The sequence below is a fragment of the Wolbachia endosymbiont of Aedes aegypti genome, from assembly GCF_021496215.1.
GTDB classification, from domain to species: domain Bacteria; phylum Pseudomonadota; class Alphaproteobacteria; order Rickettsiales; family Anaplasmataceae; genus Wolbachia; species Wolbachia pipientis.
In genome coordinates, this window is sequence record NZ_CP090902.1 from 438,832 (window position 1) to 456,035 (window position 17,204).

The 17,204-nt window shown below is 35.5% G+C and carries 16 protein-coding genes; 6 read left to right on the top strand and 10 right to left on the bottom strand.

The genetic code is table 11. The features are described 5' to 3' along the window. Window positions 1-188: 188 nt before the first annotated feature. The gene (locus tag L0Z58_RS02255; RefSeq protein ID WP_010962607.1) at window positions 189-1,388 is read right to left on the bottom strand and encodes a phage major capsid protein; all 1,200 of its coding nucleotides are present in this window, start codon (window positions 1,386-1,388) and stop codon (window positions 189-191) included. 48 nt (window positions 1,389-1,436) lie between these two features. On the opposite strand from L0Z58_RS02255, the gene L0Z58_RS02260 reads away from it, so the two are divergent. After that, entirely contained in the window at window positions 1,437-1,730 is a 294-nt protein-coding gene (locus L0Z58_RS02260) for a hypothetical protein (RefSeq protein WP_010962608.1), read from the top strand. Window positions 1,731-1,922: 192 nt separating this feature from the next. On the opposite strand, the gene L0Z58_RS02265 is transcribed toward L0Z58_RS02260, so the two are convergent. The 6 genes from L0Z58_RS02265 to L0Z58_RS02290 form a co-directional block, all read right to left on the bottom strand. After that, window positions 1,923-2,720 (bottom strand): hypothetical protein, encoded by a 798-nt coding sequence (locus L0Z58_RS02265; RefSeq protein WP_010962609.1) that lies wholly within the window; start codon window positions 2,718-2,720, stop codon window positions 1,923-1,925. 49 nt (window positions 2,721-2,769) lie between these two features. Then, window positions 2,770-3,444, bottom strand: a complete 675-nt coding sequence (gene pyrF, locus L0Z58_RS02270; RefSeq protein WP_010082622.1) for an orotidine-5'-phosphate decarboxylase — start codon at window positions 3,442-3,444, stop codon at window positions 2,770-2,772. A gap of 30 nt (window positions 3,445-3,474) precedes the next feature. Continuing rightward, on the bottom strand, window positions 3,475-4,797 hold the full coding sequence (locus tag L0Z58_RS02275; protein ID WP_010962610.1) for a coiled-coil domain-containing protein: 1,323 nt from the start codon (window positions 4,795-4,797) through the stop codon (window positions 3,475-3,477). A gap of 176 nt (window positions 4,798-4,973) precedes the next feature. Beyond that, window positions 4,974-5,216 (bottom strand): hypothetical protein, encoded by a 243-nt coding sequence (locus L0Z58_RS02280; RefSeq protein ID WP_022626278.1) that lies wholly within the window; start codon window positions 5,214-5,216, stop codon window positions 4,974-4,976. 41 nt (window positions 5,217-5,257) lie between these two features. Further along, complete coding sequence (locus L0Z58_RS02285; RefSeq protein ID WP_010962611.1) at window positions 5,258-6,472, bottom strand: ATP-binding protein; 1,215 nt, start codon at window positions 6,470-6,472, stop codon at window positions 5,258-5,260. Window positions 6,473-6,538: 66 nt separating this feature from the next. Next, window positions 6,539-9,133, bottom strand: coding sequence for a valine--tRNA ligase (locus tag L0Z58_RS02290; protein WP_010962612.1), 2,595 nt, complete (start codon window positions 9,131-9,133; stop codon window positions 6,539-6,541). A gap of 249 nt (window positions 9,134-9,382) precedes the next feature. Here L0Z58_RS02290 and L0Z58_RS02295 point away from each other — a divergent pair, with 249 nt between their 5' ends. Next, window positions 9,383-10,492 (top strand): coiled-coil domain-containing protein, encoded by a 1,110-nt coding sequence (locus L0Z58_RS02295; protein ID WP_022626277.1) that lies wholly within the window; start codon window positions 9,383-9,385, stop codon window positions 10,490-10,492. A gap of 50 nt (window positions 10,493-10,542) precedes the next feature. Here L0Z58_RS02295 and L0Z58_RS02300 read toward each other — a convergent pair whose 3' ends face one another. Then, entirely contained in the window at window positions 10,543-11,058 is a 516-nt protein-coding gene (locus tag L0Z58_RS02300; RefSeq protein WP_010962614.1) for a gamma carbonic anhydrase family protein, read from the bottom strand. A gap of 144 nt (window positions 11,059-11,202) precedes the next feature. Between L0Z58_RS02300 and secG the strand changes: the two genes are divergently transcribed. From secG to L0Z58_RS02315, 3 genes are read left to right on the top strand one after another with little or no spacing between them, the layout of a single operon-like run. Beyond that, a complete protein-coding gene (gene secG / locus L0Z58_RS02305; protein WP_010962615.1) occupies window positions 11,203-11,523 on the top strand; it encodes a preprotein translocase subunit SecG in 321 nt (106 codons plus the stop codon). Next, window positions 11,523-13,112: a CTP synthase gene (locus L0Z58_RS02310; RefSeq protein ID WP_010962616.1), complete on the top strand. Its 1,590-nt coding sequence runs from the start codon at window positions 11,523-11,525 to the stop codon at window positions 13,110-13,112. The genes secG and L0Z58_RS02310 overlap by 1 nt, the downstream gene beginning before the upstream one ends. Before the next feature lie 25 nt (window positions 13,113-13,137). Further along, a complete protein-coding gene (locus tag L0Z58_RS02315) occupies window positions 13,138-13,545 on the top strand; it encodes a nucleoside deaminase (RefSeq protein ID WP_010962617.1) in 408 nt (135 codons plus the stop codon). Window positions 13,546-13,585: 40 nt separating this feature from the next. Here L0Z58_RS02315 and L0Z58_RS02320 read toward each other — a convergent pair whose 3' ends face one another. Both L0Z58_RS02320 and L0Z58_RS02325 read right to left on the bottom strand, forming a co-directional pair. Continuing rightward, entirely contained in the window at window positions 13,586-14,848 is a 1,263-nt protein-coding gene (locus L0Z58_RS02320) for an MFS transporter (protein WP_010962618.1), read from the bottom strand. A gap of 118 nt (window positions 14,849-14,966) precedes the next feature. After that, the gene (locus tag L0Z58_RS02325; RefSeq protein ID WP_022626274.1) at window positions 14,967-15,233 is read right to left on the bottom strand and encodes a hypothetical protein; all 267 of its coding nucleotides are present in this window, start codon (window positions 15,231-15,233) and stop codon (window positions 14,967-14,969) included. A gap of 714 nt (window positions 15,234-15,947) precedes the next feature. Here L0Z58_RS02325 and L0Z58_RS02330 point away from each other — a divergent pair. Next, complete coding sequence (locus L0Z58_RS02330; RefSeq protein ID WP_010962620.1) at window positions 15,948-17,048, top strand: ATP-binding protein; 1,101 nt, start codon at window positions 15,948-15,950, stop codon at window positions 17,046-17,048. The last annotated feature ends 156 nt before the right edge of the window (window positions 17,049-17,204 follow it).

Consider the following 17,204-nt stretch of genomic DNA (forward strand, 5'->3'; position numbering starts at 1 on the left):
AAGCAGCGGAATGACGAATTTTTGTTTTTCAAACTGTCGGTAAATCTAAGTCAGTTTAGCTATATGTGTCAAGCACTGGGATGACACCCTCCTGATGGGCCAAAATCACAATGTTCGTACAGTTATGGAATGAATCGCGGTATGACGTGTTGCTTTGATCAGCTATAAAGATGATGCTGCGGAAGTTTTTAGTACTTGCTCGCAATTTTCAACAATTTAATAGCACTGGTGTTTACAACCTCTCCGCCGACACGCTTAGTGACAAAAAACCTCACATAAGGTTTATTCGTATAAGGGTCTCTTAATATTCTCATTCCTCTGTTATCTACAATCTTATAAGCTTGTTTGAAATCTGCCATCGCAATTACTGGTAGCTGATTGTTTGGCGCTGGTGGCATATCGGCAGATTGATATACTGGTATTCCCATTAAAGTATCTGGAGCTTCAAGCGACAGACTTGGCTGCCAGAGATACTGACCTGTTTGAGATTTTAGCAGCCTGATATCCTTCAACGTACTCCTGTTCATCAAAAATGACGCATTTTTGGAATAATATTCGTCCAGAGAGTAATACAACATCATTATTGAATCACTATCTAATTTTTCAGTTTTAACTTGCTCTATTTTATTATAACTGTTTCCATTTTCATAAGCTAAAATTCCTTTTGGTTGAAAAGTGCCCTCACCCTTAATGAAGGCTTCGCTTTCTTCCTTACTAAAAGTCTCGGCAATCTTTTCCACCAGCCAACTCTCAACATCGACAAACGCATCATCGAGTAACTTTTGTGATATTTGTGGTTGAGCATATAACTCGTAAGTTGTGACGGAAATCTTTTGGATTTTGGGCGTGTCCGTATCTTTTGCAAAATCATACTTAGACTTATTGCCACCGTCCTCATCATCTACTGTTTCACTGCTCCAACCTGCACCGGCGCGGTCAAAATCTTCTATAATGTAATCCAATGTTTCAGTAGAGATTCTTTGACTGGAGCATATTTGTCGCATTGGGGACGAATCAGTTACGCGCTTGTTTATGCGTTTTACAATATGCGGAGTAACTAGATACCCCCCGATATCACTGTCATCTCCACTGAGGGTTTTGTGTGATAAACCGCTTTCCATTCCCTTGCGGATATAATCAGAAAAATATTTATCGCTTGTGCTAAAATCTGTATTTACTTCTGGGCGTTGAGCTGCAGTTTCGATCAAGTCTAAACGCTCTTTGCAACTATCAATGGCATTATTTACCTTGCATAGCTGCTCAATTGTTGCAGAATCAGCACGCCCTTTGCTTTCAATTTCTTTTAGTTTGCGATCATTTATTAATTTAAATTGCTCCCATGATGAAGCGAGTTCATTGATACGGTGAGCGATATCGGTAAGTGACATAATAGCCTCCTTTGAAAATGAAATAAAAATGGAAATAAGGTAATAGGAATGGCATCCATAGATGTTTCCCACAGTTGTACGAATATTGCAATATGGTACATAGTAAACGATGTCATTCCAGTGCTTGACACTGGGATCCAGCTTCTATGCAACTTAATTAAAAACGTTTGTTTTAGCGTAAGACAACTACCTTTAGCTCATCAGCTCAGTTATAAGCAAAATTTCTGGATTCCAGTGTCAAGCACTGGAATGACATCATCTGTTGTGCAATTTACCTTTAAAAATGAATATCCGTACAGTTATGTGCTTGGCACTGAAATGGCATCATTTTTTATCTGTTGAAAATGTAAACCGAAAAATAGCGTGGCACTTTGTGCCACGCTTAGTACTGTAAGCTTAATCCAGTAATTAAATTAAGCGAGGTAAAATAAAAGATAATGACACTATATAATGTTCGTTCTTTTATGTCAAGCACTTTTTTGAATTTTTTTGGTGATAATTTTTATCCAGTTATTTTATTATTGTAGTATAATTTCAATGCCAGGTACTATCATTATGATCACTATCTAAATTTAAATCGTAATTATCATCAAATTTATATATCCCCTCCATCTCTTCTCTATGCAATTCATGTGAATCACCTAAAGCTTTTTGATTAGAAACGTCAACACAATACTGTAACAGTGCTCTTAATGCTCCAGCACTATCTTGATCTAAATTAAAATTGCTAAAATCAAATTTCTGCATATTCTCAACATGTCCTTCTCTACATAACCTACATATCTTAGCAAAAGCCCTTTCACTTTCTCGACTCCAAGCATTAAGAAAGTAAGGATCTACTACTTTGCTAAATTGTTTCTCTATCTCTTCAAGAGAGCTCTCTGGATTAAGTTCTAATATTACTTTGAAAATCCTACTGCCATGGAATCCATAAAATTTACTAGATAAGCTATCTTTTACAAAATTAACTGCATCATCTATTGTAACACCAGAGCGAGATTCAAATATCATCTCAAATGCTCCATAACAACTATCAATACCAAAATTAATTATTTTTTCCATAAAATCAATTACCTCTTCTAAGGAAATTTGTGGCTTATTCCTCAAGATAACTTCTAAACTCTTGACAAAATTATGCCCATGCTGACCCATAGCATGGGTTTTCCCATTTATTGTATAATGATATAGCTTCTTATTTTCTATTATATGCTTATTGCACTGGTAGATATGTAGCTTATTCAATTTGCCAGAATATTCCTCTATTTCCTTATCTGGTAATTTTGAGCGGAATTCCTTGATTACTTCGCGTATTATTCTATTGATATTACTCATGCTTATTCCTAATTAATATGTTAGTATTTTTATAAATTAAGTTATTATATTAAAATTCTTTCATGGATTTCAATATTAGCTCCGCACTACTTGTAGTTTTTGTAATGGGTCTGCCAATGACGATATAATCAGCTCCTGAATTTATTGCTTCTTTTGGTGTTGCTGTTCTTTTTTGGTCGTCATGACCTGGATCTATACGAATTCCTGGAGTAATAATTTTAAAGTCTTCACCGCATTCTCGGCGCACTTCCTGAGCTTCCAATGCAGAACAGACTATTCCATAGAGTCCAATCTTTTTTGCAAGCTTTGCAAGCAAAATTACCTGTGATTTTACTTCTCTTGCTACTCCAAGCTCGTTTAAATCCTCATTGCTCATACTAGTTAGCACTGTCACTCCAATCAGCTTTATTTTTGTGCCTTGCACTACACTTAGCGCTTCTTCAAGCATTTTTGTCCCACCGCTGATGTGCAGAGTTAACATTTCAACGTTCAGAACTTTTATTACTTCAACTGTTTTAGCTACAGTGTTTGGAATGTCATGCAATTTCAGATCTAAAAAAATTGGTACATTGCATTTTGCAACTTCTTGCACTCCAGAAAGACCTTGAGCAGCAAAAAATTCTAATCCCAGCTTTACCATGCCAACTTTACCACGCAGAGCATTAGCTAGAGAAATAGCCTTATTTAAGTCTTGTGTATCCAGTGCGCATATTATTGGGTTCATTATCTTGCATGATTTATCTTATAATAAGACTCATTGTTGTGTTTTGCAAATACTTTCACTCTGATTGAACTGACTGCGTTCATAAGATTCTGTCAATAGTGAATTTGGCAACTTGGTCGGGGTGGATGAGCGACTGACAAATAATGATTCATATCCAAGATCTTCCAGCGAAGAAGAAGGCGTTTCGTCTGGCAAAAGCCGTGCAATTTCTCCTTGTAACGCAGACTTTAATATTTGAATCGTATCTAATATTGCTTTTCCATCATTATTTCTTATTGGTTCTTCTATATTGTCTGTTACGCATCTTATCAACAGTTGCGCAAAATTCACTTGTTTTTCTTTCTCTTTCAAAAAATCTTCTATTTGACTGTCTCGTTCTAAAAGTGAATTTCTTAAACTTTTTACTTCATTATTACAATCTTTTCTTATCCCATCTAACTCAAAAGATTGATTTTTAATTAAACCATTTGCTTCATCTAACTCTTCAAATTTCTCTTTTAATTCTTTAGATAAATTTTTCTTTTCTTTGTTGACCTCTTTAATTTTACATTGTAGCTTATCTAAGTTTGCATGCAGCCTTTCTTGTTCTTCACGTAATTCCTCTACTTCTTTAGAAAGTTTATTTTTTTCCTTATTCAATGCCTCTACTTTTTCACTAAGTTCATGTTTTTTCTCACGTAGTGCCTTTTGTACTTCACGTAACGTTTCTATTCTATCATTTAACCCCTTATTCTCTAGCTCTAAATGTTTATTATCATCCACTTCCATCTTCAGCTTTGCAATAAATCTACTTCTTTCTTCCAACTGTTTCTTTAAACATGAGATTTCAAGTTTTAATTTCTCTTCCTGCTCATTAAGCTTACCTATTTCCTTTCTTGTTTTGTCCAATTCATTGTCTATTTCAAACGTACGATTCTTTGCTGTTTCTAATTTTTTCTCTAAAGATTTTTTTTCTTCAAGAAGAGATTCTCTCTCAACTTCTGACTCATTTACTTTCTGATCCAATCTTTTTGCTCTCTTGTCTAAATTTTGCTTTTCTCGAGTTAATTCATGTTTTAATTTTTCCACTTCTTTGTTTGCAGCTTTTTCAGCTTCCTTTCCTAGAGTTATTTTATTTTCTAACTCTTGCTCTTTCTGAGCGAATTTATTTCTCTCAACCTCTATTTTTTTATTATTACTAATTATTTTATACGAAAGTGCAAGCACCAAAACAGATAATGTAGCTAAAGCAAGAATTAGAGGAAGAGGCACATTAGAAGTTACAATAAGCGCTAAAGATGTAAGTAACGTAAGAGTAGCTAAGGAACTAGCTATAAAATAAAATGTGTTAGCCTCACTAAGCAAATTGCTCATTACTCCCCTCCTCCCCCCACGTTCAGCAGTCTTGTATATATTTATTAAAATTCTCTTATCTGTGGAGGAATTATAGTGCTGCACCTACAACAAACTTCCCATCTTCAGTCTGCTAGCTAAAAAATGACTTAGACCTTGTGTATCGAGTGTACCATTGTACTTATAAGTCTAGTTAGCTATTGATCGGGGTAGAACATACTGGTATATCCAGAATCACATAAAGCGTCATTCAGCTTATGTGATGGTCTGGATGTGTATTGCTGTGATTCTCCTATAGAATTTTCAATTTTCCTGTTAGTCTGCTTATTCGACACCTCTCCAATATTATATTTAATACAAAAATCTTTAATTATAGTATAAGCAGAAGTTCCAATCTTGTTGTTTAACTTTTCAACTATATAATTTATAAAACATTCCACATCTACTGCTGAGATAGAGAGTGTTGTAAGTCTTGTTTCGTTTAAAATTCTTGAGATAGCATGCTTGTACTTTTTATTTTTTCATTCAGACCATCCTTCAGTATATTCTTAAGTATACTTCCTTCTATCATAGTAAACTTGAGTTTACTACTCAAACGACTTCCCCTAACAAGTGATGCATCTAAATCTTGCAGACTAACATTAGTTGTAGCAAACACCGTCACACCTTTATCAGCTTCATCGAATCTAGTGAAAAAATAATTTAAAGGTACTCGATTGGCATCAGTGCGTCCCTTGCCAAAGCTGTCGATTTCATCTATAAGAACTATACAAGGAGCGTTTTCGTTTGCTTTATTAAAAAGCTCATTTATATTTGATTTTTCAAGCAAATCAGCTCCAGAAACTTTTATAAATGTAGTTAGAGATATCAGCTGATCCCCAATCGCCTCAACAATTGAACTCTTACTAGTTCCTCCTGGACCGTGAAAAATGAATCCTCTTTGTATTTTTTCTTGCTCTTCTTCTGAATCACCTGATTTTGCTGAAGACACTATATTAATATTATTTTTTATTGATTCATAAATATTTACTAATTTTGTTTTTATCTCTTTTATAAATATAAAATCCTCAAATGCTTTCTTCCCTCTTTTTTCACCTTTTGCGCAAAATTTCATAAAAATCTTTTCTTGTGTTTTACTTTCTGTTGCAGCACTAGCAATCTTTGCCTTTAGCTCTTCCATTTCATCTTTTGTTGCAGCACTACCAATTAGCTTTTCAACTTCATTACTAAGCTTATTTATCTCTTCTTTTGTTGCAACACTAGCAATCTTTACCTTTAGCTCTTTCACTTCATTGTTAAGCTTATTTAGCTCCTCTTTTTTTGCAGCACTAGCAATTAGCTTTTCAATCTCATTGTACTGACTACTAAGCCTCTTATTTAGCTCTTTGATTTGAGGCTCTAAGCTTTGTATTATATTTTCTTGCTCTTTAGCTAATCCATTTTTTTCATTAGGTTCTGCTTTTTGTGCATCAAGCTTTTTATTCTGGCTGATCATTTTACATGAAAGTACAAGCACCAGAACAGAAAGTATAGACAAACTCAAAGCAACAGGAAGAGCTACATTAAAGGCTGCAACTGAAGACAAGAACTCAACATAAGGGGCAACGGCAAGTGTCCCAGACGCAAGCAATACCAAAGTAGCAAGAGCACCAGCTATAAGATACGGTGCATTGGCTTTATTATATAAATCCCCCATTATTATTCCCTCATACTAATAATGATTACAATAGCATGGATATTAAAGGAAGTAAAGCTATAAAAATCAATATAAATCTATATTCACTATGTATTTCTCGTCTTCAGTTTCAAGCTCAGACTGCATCCACTCTATCGTTTCCGCATTGCAAACTGCCTGCAAATCATTCTGTGCGGATTGATCCAACTTATCCTTTCGTAGATCTGCTTTTATCATCAACTTTTTTATCAGATGCTTAACTGATACATTATTATCTGCCTTTATCTTTCTGATAATGTTTAATATCTGAATAACATTATCTCCCATTTCCTCTGAATATTTATCGTAGATAAGTTCTTCTTTGCTTGGCCAATTACTTTGATTGTGTACAGAATTATAACTATACAACTGGTGGTATATCTCTTCTGTAATGTATGGCAAGAAAGGTGCAAATAACCGCAAAATAACATTTAACACATACGCCAAGCTTTGTTTTGCGCTTAAGGTTGCTTCACTGCTTCCGTACGCACGTTTTTTTACTAACTCCAAGTAACTATCACAAAAATCCTTCCAAAAAAATTCCTCTATTGCGCCCAAAGCTTCGCAGTATTCAAACTGTAATAGGTTATTTGTTGCTCTTTCTATAACTTTGTATAACTTAGACAATATCCACTTATCCATTGTCTCGTGAGCAGAATTTATGCTCATCACTTGATGCTTTTCCATGAACATGGAAACGAACTTGCTAGCGTTCCAAAGTTTTGTAACGAGGCGCTTGCCAATTTTGAATGTATTTTCAGAGTAGACTGTATCAACTCCAAGCCTTGAGTTCGCTGCCCAATAGCGCACTACATCAGCTCCATAAGTTTCAAGTATTATATGAGGAGTGATGATGTTACCCTTTGATTTACTCATCTTTTTCTTATCATCTGCTAAACACCAACCGCTGATCATAATGTTTTTCCAAGGTAAAGAATTTGCATGATAATGTGCCTTTAAAATAGTATAAAAAGCCCAAGTTCTTATTATCTCATGGCTCTGGCTGCGCAGATCTGCAGGAAATATCGTATCATAGCGATGATTTGGTAAGCTAAACTCACTGTTTACTGCCAGTGCACTTAGTTGAGGAGTAATTGAACTTGTGGCCCAAGTATCCATTACATCTTGATCTGGGATAATCTCTTCTTTGCTATACCCTTTTGGTAAATCTTTCGATGGATCTATAGGTAGGGCCTTTATTTCAGCTAGGATGATTTTGCCCTCTTCTCCTTTACGCTTGGAATACCACGCTGGAAATGGCACACCAAAATAGCGCTGCCTTGAGATGCACCAGTCCCAATTTAGCCCTTCTATCCACACTTCCATGCGTTTACGCATATTGCTTGGGTGCCAATTGCATTCTTTTACTTTATCTAATATTTGAGCTTTTTGCTCTAAGGTCTTGATAAACCATTGATAAGTAGGCAATATCTCAAGTGGTGCACCAGATCTTTCTGCACACTTAACAGAATGAGAAATGTTAGTGCTTTCTACCAAAAGTCCTTTTTCAGTTAGGATTTCGATTATCCGCTTTCTTGCTGCTGTAACTTTCAATCCATTTATTTCATTTAGTATATCGTCTGTCATCCGAGTAGCTGACACTGGGATCCATTCTTCTTTCTGATCACACCCACCTTCCTTTGTCATCTGAGTAGCCCTTTCTCCTGTCATCCCAGTAGCCCCTATGGTGTCATCCCAGTGCCCAGACACTGGGATCCATATTTCTTCCTTCTGACCATGTACTGAATGAAGGCTCATCCTCCCATCCTGATCGATGATAATTTTCATCGGTAGATTATGCTTTTGCTGCCAATATATGTCGAGTTCATCACCAAACGTACAGCACATAACAAGCCCAGTGCCTTTATCTATTTTAACCTTATCATCAGCTATTATTGGAACTTTTGTCTCTGTGATCGGCACCACGGTTGTTTTTCCGATCAGATGGGTGTAGCGCGCATCCTCTGGATGACAAAAAACTGCAACACATGCTGGAAGTAACTCAGGTCGCGTAGTTGCAATGTTGATCTGCTCATTTTCTTCAGTAGAGAAAACTATCGTATTTAAGGATGACTCAAAAACTTTATCTTCTATTTCTGCTTGCGCAATTGCTGTTTTATCAACCGGGTCCCAAAGGATGGGCTGCATTTTTCTATATGCATATCCTTTATTATATAGATCAATAAACGACATCTGTGAAAGCGTCACAGTTTCCTTGCTGATCGTGTGATATTCCAAATCCCAGTCATAACTAATGCCGACCGATTTAAATAGTTCCTTGAATTCTTGCTTTGATTTTTCAATAACCTCATGGCACATCTCTATCAATTTTTCCCTGCCAACTTCTTTTGCGCGGGTTTTATAGGTTTGCTCAACCAATCTTTCAGTGGGAAGCCCATTATCATCAAACCCAATTGGGTAAAACACATCTTTTCCCAGCATGCGCTGAAACCTTGCAATAAAGTCCGTGTGGCAATAGCTAAATATATGGCCAATATGCAATTTACCCGATATTGTCGGTGGAGGTGTGTCTATAGTGAAAGTGTTATCCTTTTCACCATTCCACCTGTAAACTTTACTGCCTTCCCACAATATGTTGCATTTGTCTTCAACTTCTTTAAAGCCGTATTTTTCTTTTAACATAAATATTTCTCAATTTTAAACTTTAAGCTAGCAACGTCATACCGCCGCGGTATCTCTAGATCCCGCTAACAAGCAGCGGAATGACGATGGTCGGTAAACCTAAATTACTTTAGCTATAGCACAATTACGGCAATTTTACGCCAAAATTTTTTGTTTACGAACATAAATTTTCTATGCTATGATAAAAATATTACTTGACCTTAGGTTCTAAGGGTATTATGTAATGTTAAATTATAATTAAGGTTCGTTATGCTAAGCTTAGAGAATGGTACAATACATGTTGCCGATGATAAAATAGTGCTTATTATAAAAAAAGATGATTGTGAAGAATTTAAAAAGTATAAAAACGTAGATAAGAGTGGTGCTATAATTGATGACAAGTTTTATGTGGGCTGTACGCTAAATGATCAACAACTATATATTACTGGTTCTTATCCTCAAGAAGGACTAGGAGATAATACAATCATGAATGTAAAATCCGTTAAGAAAAAGGGTGGCAAATGTTTTAGTCGCCTAGAAGAAATGAAAAATCTGTTAGGCTTTAACGATGGGAAAGAGGGGATTATGGTAAAAGCCCTATCTTTCCATCCCACAGTACAATTGTTAGAAGAGAAAAATGTTAAAATAACAGAATTGGAAGCTGCAAAGAAGAAAGCTGAGAAGGAATTGAGAATTAAAACACAAGAATTACAAGATCAATTGGACACAGCTCAGCAGGAAAAACAAGACTTAGAAGCTGAAGTGGAAAAACTAAAGGCAATAGATTCTACAGCGTTGCAGCAGCAGTTAGAAGAGAAAAATGCTAAAATAACAGAATTGGAAGCACAGTTAAACAACCAACCAAATGCTGCTCAGTTAAAAGCCAAAGAGGATGAAATAAATAAACTAAATGATGAAGTTGCGCAGTTAAAGGCAGCACCAAATGATACTGCTGCTCAGTTAAAAGCCAAAAAGGATGAAATAAATAAACTAAATGATGAAGTTGCGCAGTTAAAGGCAGCACCAAATGATACTGCTGCTCAGTTAAAAGCCAAAAAGGATGAAACAAAAGACTTACAAAATCGATTGACTGAAGCTGAGGAGAAAAATAGAAAACTAGAAGATAAAAGCAAAACAACTGAGCAACCAAAACAAGGCAATGGAGCACGGTACACTGCTACTGTTGGTATGGGTCTTGCTGCTGGACTGATAGCATTTACTGCACTTGAACGTACAGTTAAGTTAGAGATGTTAGTAATGATTGGTGTAGCAGTAGCATCTGCACTCGTAGCCGGTGGTATTACATATGCAGTATTACCTAGTACTCAAGTAGATGGGGCAAAAGCACAAGAAGTAAATGAGAATGGGAAAAAGAAGTAACAAGGGTTAAGCCGAAATGTACGTGTCAAGTAAAACACTTGACGCGAACTTCAGTTTTTATATTCTTTCATTAGCATAATATAATTTTGTGCTGATTGTGTAATATGTTTAATTTCTTCATTCGACATTTTTTTGAAGAATTTTGCTGGCCTGCCAGCCCATATTTCCCCACTTTTTATCACTTTTCCGTGTGTTACCAGTGAGCCAGCAGCTACCATAGCTTCAGGCTCCACAACTGCATGGTCCATCACGGTAGAGCCCATACCAATAAACGCCTTATCATGCACCGTGCATGCGTGCAACACACAAAAATGTCCCACTGTTACCATGCTGCCAATAATTGTGTCACCACCTGGGTTTCTATCCACATGAATTACCGTTCCATCTTGAATATTTGTTCCATTACCTATTTTTATTGATCCAACGTCCCCTCTGATTACACAATTAAACCAGATGCTTGCATCTCTTCCTATTTCAACCTTACCTATGATATGCGAACCACCTGCGATGAAAGCACTTTCGTCTATTTTTGGTTCATAATCTTTATATTTTAAAATGTGATACATATTAAGCCCAAAGTCTTATGCATATGTTAATCAAAATAAGGTAAGCAGTAAATACATACTTAGATTTCAAGTTATTTGGGTGACAGATGTTCTTGACTTACGTGCTTTGTACTGCTAAGATTTTTATTTTCAGCCCTATCTATAATGTCAGTAGCGGTATTAAGTATATTTCAAATAATATTGGTTGTTGTGTTAGTAATTTTAGTGCTCTTGCAGCCGCCTGGAAGTAGTTCGTTAAGTGGTTTTAGTAATACACAACAGGGGGTCAATTCGATGATTCCAGTGAAATCTTCTGAAAACCCGCTCAGCAGAATAACGGCTATTGTTGCTGGATTGTTTATTATAAACACATTGCTATTGTCAGGATTATATTCAAAAGACGTACATAAAAAATCGATTGCAGAGAAAATTATATTAGAAAAAAAGCAAGAAAGTGAACCTACTTCTGTTCCATTTGAAAATTAATGAAGGAAGCTAAATTTATCTTTGTTACAGGTGGAGTTGTGTCATCGCTTGGTAAAGGCTTAGTTGCTTCAAGCGTTGGTGCGCTTCTTCAAGCTCACGGTTTTAAGATCCGTATCAGAAAACTTGACCCGTATCTCAACATTGATCCTGGGACAATGAACCCAACTCAGCACGGAGAGGTATTTGTGACCGAGGATGGTGCTGAAACTGATTTGGATCTTGGGCATTATGAGCGTTTTACTGGAATTAAAGCAACAAAAGATGACAATATAACAACTGGTAAGATATATCATGAGTTATTGAAGAAAGAGAGGCGTGGTGATTATCTGGGCAAAACTGTGCAAGTCATTCCTCATGTGACAGATTTGATCAAATCGTTCATTTTTAATGGTACGGAAGGTTTAGATTTTGTAATATGTGAAATAGGCGGAACTGTAGGTGACATTGAAAGCCAACCATTTTTGGAGGCTATACGTCAAGTTAACTACACATTAGGAAAACAAAGAGTTATCCTTATTCACTTAACTTTAATACCATATCTTGCCGCAGCGCAAGAATTAAAGACAAAACCAACGCAGCATTCAGTTCGAGAGTTAAATTCCGCGGGGTTACAACCAGATATTATATTATGCCGCAGTGAGAAAGAAATTTTCGATAATCAAAGAGAGAAAATAGCTAAGCTTTGCAATGTTTCTTTATCCAATGTGATACCTGCCCCTGATGTGAGTCATATATATGAGTTACCGGTGTTGTATAGCCAATGTGGGCTTGATACGCAAATTTTGGAGCACTTTCATTTAAGTAAGCCAAAACCAAGCTTGACTGAATGGGATCAAATAGTGCATTCCATAAGGCACCCAACACAGGAAGTTACTGTATCTATAGTGGGAAAATACACCGAATTCCCTGATGCATACAAATCACTGGTTGAAGCATTAAATCATGGTGCAATTAGTAATAAAGTCAAAGTAAAGATAAATTGGGTTAACTCAAGAGAGAAGGAAGAAAAACCTATAGGAGAGAAATTACAGAATTCTCATGCAATCCTTGTTCCAGGGGGGTTTGGTGATGACGGAGTAGAGGGTAAAATATTAGCAATAAATTATGCCCGTACAAATAATATCCCATTTTTCGGAATTTGCCTTGGTATGCAGCTTGCAATTATTGAATTTGCTCGTAATGTTGTTAAGCTTGAAGATGCACACTCTGAAGAATTTCGTAACTGTAAACATCCAATCGTTAAGTTAGCTGGCGATCAAGATGACGATCTTGGTGGAACCATGAGACTTGGGGCATACAAATGTAATATAAATGCAAACTCTAAAATGATGGATGCATATAGTAACACTACTATTTCAGAAAGACACAGGCATAGATACATAATCAATTCAGATTATAAAGATGATTTGGAAAAAAATGGGCTGCTATGCAGTGGCATATCAGAAGATGGAACGTGCATAGAGGCAGTGGAGTTAGAGAGTCATCCGTGGTTTATTGGTGTGCAGTTTCATCCAGAATTTCAATCAAAGCCGTTTTCTCCTCATCCTCTTTTCGTGTCGTTCGTTAAAGCAGCAATTGATAAGAAATAAGTGCCTAGTGTTTAAGTATCAATATATGGAGCTTGCCATAGAGCAAGCCAAACTCGCTCAAAAAAATGATGAGGTGCCCATAGGTGCTGTAATAGTGAGTGGAGACAATATCATTTCTTCTGCACACAATATATCCAGCGATCCAACTGCACATGCAGAGATGTTAGCGATCAGACAAGCATTTTCAACTCCCACGCTTTGTGATGCTGATATGTACGTAACATTAGAACCATGTCCGATGTGTGCTCAAGCTATTTCCTTTGCCAGAATTAAACGATTGTACTTTGGAGCTTATAATCCAAAAGGTGGAGGAATTGAAAATGGTGCTAAGATATTTCAATTTTGCAGCCATATACCTGAAGTTTATGGTGGGATATTAGAAATAGAATGCTCTTTTTTGTTAAAGGATTTTTTTGAGAAACTAAGGACCTAATTTAGGTTACGGTATAAATCTAAGAGAAAACTGAGAACTTTCACAAATCAAAATTTTTATCTTGCGGTTTTATTTGCAATATTGCTACCACACTGATCAACAAGCAGAAGACTATATAAAGCCCAGCAGCAAGGTTTGTTTGAGGAAATGTTACAGTCAACCAAATACAAACCATAGGAGTAAATCCTCCATGTAACGCATAAGAGATATTGCGTGATAAGCTCACACCACTAAATCTAACATTGGTAGGAAAGAGTTCAGATGCAACTATTCCTATGGGAACTATACCCCTTTCTGTTATAGAGAGAACCATTACGCTCAACGCAATCACAAGATAATTTTTATAGTAATATGCAATAGATAACGCAGGACAACACAGTGCCATTGTAATTGCTATAAATAAGATTGCAGTGCGCTCTTTTCCAACTTTATCAGCCAACATTCCAAACGCTATTGAAGATATCGGCATTAATACACTGGTTATAATCAATACAATTTCGTTGATATATGTTGTTACATAAACATCCACTGATGCTATTTCCTTTGCGAGAGTTCGAAGAAATATGGTAAATCCAACAGCAACATTAACAGGTACAGATATTAAAATAGCAAGTATAAGAGCTCTCTTGTGGCGTTTTATAAGCTCTATTATTGGCAAATCAGGTAAATTTCTTTGTTTTCGATTTTTTTCATATGCTGGAGTTTCTCCCAATGTGTATATGCTATACGCGCTAATTAATCCTAAAATAGCTGAGAAAATAAATGGCAATCTCCAACCCCAGGTACAAAAATCAGTAGTTTTTTTGCAGATAATCACTATCACCGCAGAAAGCAAGACGCCAATGGAGCGACCAAAACCCATCATTCCAAAATACATCCCTAAGTTCTCTTTCCTACTGGATAAATGCTCTATAAGATAAACAGAACTTCCTTGTTCACCACCAAGTGCAATTCCTTGTGTTATATGGATTGCAAGAAGCAATATAGTAGAAATTATACCTACTTGATTGTGACTTGGAATAAATGCAATGAGACTTGATGGTATCGATATTAGCAAGATAGTAATTATTAATGCTATCCTCCTTCCATACCTATCACCAACGTGACCAAATATGAATGCACCAAGTGGCCTTACAATTGCACCTAGCCCTACAATTCCAAATAATTGCAGTATGTTACTGTAGACATCTTTTGCAAAACAAAACTCTCTGCTGATTATGTTAATCAAATCAATAAAAAGCATGTAGTCATACCATATTGCGATTCTGCAGAGTATGGTTGATATCAACACCCTTGTTTGCACTAAATTCAATTCGTAAATGTTTGCTTATTCTATTCTGGCTGCTTTTTGGGATTTTACAACCTAAACATATGGAGTTGACTTTTTTATTATGGTGTGTGATAATTGCAATGAATATAGCTTATTTAGCAGCACTTATAGCAGCAACTATAATAAAAATAGCAGCAGTAATACTTTGTGCTATAATGTGTATAAGCATTTTCTTTATATTATTTAAGGGAATTAAAGAACACTTAGATTCAAAAGGATTTCTATCTCTTCTGAAAACAGTAGGTGTAATTTCTATAATACTATCAATTATATCTCTCCCACTTATTATATTAAGCCTTACTACTCCGTCACCTCTGGTAGTAGGTATAGTAGGTGGTATCGTTGGTGCTATTTCCATAATACCATTAATAGTAGCTTACATTTTGCTTGTGGCTATATCGAATATCTTTATTACCAAGTCTTTATAAATTTGAGCTAATGTTACTGTCTTCATTTCTTCTTGGTTGTAATATTGCTGAAAGTTATCTATTTCCATAGGTATAACATATAATCTGATTTTATAAGATATTCTACCGGGATTAAAATATCGTAAATCTTAGGCGTTATAAACAAAATTTACAGGAAAAATAAGATGATACTACTCAAAAAGGCAAACAAGACGGTATTTTTCTGGCATAAGTTAGCGTTCAGCTTTACCTTTCCTTGCAAGACATTTTAGAGCTATTATGTCTTACTTCTTGAAGATACAAGTTAGCGTTTTTAACCCGAATTCTGGATTGGAGATTAAAAAAAACAAGAATATCAATAGCTTATTGTTTTAGCATTTACGATAAAGCAGTAAGCATTTTAAGACTAGTTACTAATTTAGTAAAATTCAAGACTTTCAATAATTTACCTAAAATCTAATCCAGAATTCGGGTTAATAATAAAATCTTGTTTTTTGAAAATGAATTTGGTAAACTTTAAAGATGTATGTGACAATATGGTGATATATTGTTTTTAGTATTTAATAAAGTACGTACTTGATAATTTTTCTGAACGCTCTAATCAAGCTAAAATAGGTAAGCTAGATAAAATTATTCTTAGTTTAAAATTGGTATAAGGTATTAAGATGAAAAAAATTGAAATTTCAGAATTACTAAAAAGAATTTCAATCTGTTTACTATGCGTGGCAACTATTGTCTCTATCGCTTTTTTGTTTGCCTATATGCATACAATGTTGCTTAGTAAAGGGTATGAGTTAGCTGCACATTATGTTAGTGAAGCTATGCCTTGTGTGTTACTTGTCGTTCTCCTTTTTATTGTTTGGTTTGTATATGATCAAGTATTCAGCAAACTAAAGGAAGTAGAGCTGCCTATATCGATAGAATTAGCTAATTCAGATGATAAAAGAATAACATTTGCTGATGCTATAATTGATGACTCCTTAAAACAACGGTTGCAGATGATTTGCTGTGACCAAATGACAGAAGAAATGCGCAAGCTGTTTGGAAATAAAAGTATTAATTCACTAAGAGGTTACATATTATATGGCCCTCCTGGAAATGGTAAAACACTTATCGCTCGTGCAATTGCAGGTGAATCAAATATGAATTTCATAAGCATCTCAGGTCCTGAACTTATTGGAGTATATATTGGTCATGGTGCACATGCTGTACGCGAGCTTTTTAAAATAGCAAAAAAATATTCTCCTTGTATAGTCTTTATAGATGAAATAGATGCAGTTGCACAAAAAAGAAGTACCGCTAATAACTCAGCTTACCATTGTCGAGAGAGTTTAACACAGTTGTTAACTGAAATAGATGGATTTAAGAGCAGAAAAGATATAATAGTAATTGGTGCAACTAACCTTATCGGTGGTATAGATCCAGCACTTATTAGACCTGGACGTTTAGGTCAGAAGGTTTATGTCCCTAATCCAAACATAGAGGTGAGACAAAAGATATTGGCACTTTATATGCGAGGTACAAAAACTGATGAAAAGCTAAGCCTCCAAAACATTGCAGACAAGACTGAAGGCTATTCTGGGGCTGAGTTAGAGCAATTAGTGAATGAAGCAAAAATTAGCGCTGGTGCGCAAAGACGGCTTATAGTGAGTGAGGAAGATTTCAGTTACGCGCTTCACAGGTTAAGTCCAGAACAAGAAAGAGATAGAATAAAGTTAGTTTCAAACGCGAAGACACAGATAGAAGAAACTTCTTTTATACGGTAAACATAAAAATTGAAATTATAGAAGTGTAGCTGAGCCAACCTTCGTTATTCTTATTATTACCCACAAATAAAGACATGGTATTGCATTTACTCAAATAATTTAATTTTATTAACCTGAAAGCTTATTGGATTAAAATTATTAAATTAAGAGTTATAA

Excerpts from the sequence above, each read along its gene's own strand:
- L0Z58_RS02255 (WP_010962607.1), bottom strand. The coding sequence starts at position 1,388 with ATGTCACTTACCGATATCGCTCACCGTATCAATGAACTCGCTTCATCA.
- L0Z58_RS02260 (WP_010962608.1), top strand. The coding sequence starts at position 1,437 with ATGGCATCCATAGATGTTTCCCACAGTTGTACGAATATTGCAATATGG.
- L0Z58_RS02265 (WP_010962609.1), bottom strand. The coding sequence starts at position 2,720 with ATGAGTAATATCAATAGAATAATACGCGAAGTAATCAAGGAATTCCGC.
- pyrF (WP_010082622.1), bottom strand. The coding sequence starts at position 3,444 with ATGAACCCAATAATATGCGCACTGGATACACAAGACTTAAATAAGGCT.
- L0Z58_RS02275 (WP_010962610.1), bottom strand. The coding sequence starts at position 4,797 with ATGAGCAATTTGCTTAGTGAGGCTAACACATTTTATTTTATAGCTAGT.
- L0Z58_RS02285 (WP_010962611.1), bottom strand. The coding sequence starts at position 6,472 with ATGGGGGATTTATATAATAAAGCCAATGCACCGTATCTTATAGCTGGT.
- L0Z58_RS02290 (WP_010962612.1), bottom strand. The coding sequence starts at position 9,133 with ATGTTAAAAGAAAAATACGGCTTTAAAGAAGTTGAAGACAAATGCAAC.
- L0Z58_RS02295 (WP_022626277.1), top strand. The coding sequence starts at position 9,383 with ATGCTAAGCTTAGAGAATGGTACAATACATGTTGCCGATGATAAAATA.
- L0Z58_RS02300 (WP_010962614.1), bottom strand. The coding sequence starts at position 11,058 with ATGTATCACATTTTAAAATATAAAGATTATGAACCAAAAATAGACGAA.
- secG (WP_010962615.1), top strand. The coding sequence starts at position 11,203 with ATGTCAGTAGCGGTATTAAGTATATTTCAAATAATATTGGTTGTTGTG.
- L0Z58_RS02310 (WP_010962616.1), top strand. The coding sequence starts at position 11,523 with ATGAAGGAAGCTAAATTTATCTTTGTTACAGGTGGAGTTGTGTCATCG.
- L0Z58_RS02315 (WP_010962617.1), top strand. The coding sequence starts at position 13,138 with ATGGAGCTTGCCATAGAGCAAGCCAAACTCGCTCAAAAAAATGATGAG.
- L0Z58_RS02325 (WP_022626274.1), bottom strand. The coding sequence starts at position 15,233 with ATGGAAATAGCACCAACGATACCACCTACTATACCTACTACCAGAGGT.
- L0Z58_RS02330 (WP_010962620.1), top strand. The coding sequence starts at position 15,948 with ATGAAAAAAATTGAAATTTCAGAATTACTAAAAAGAATTTCAATCTGT.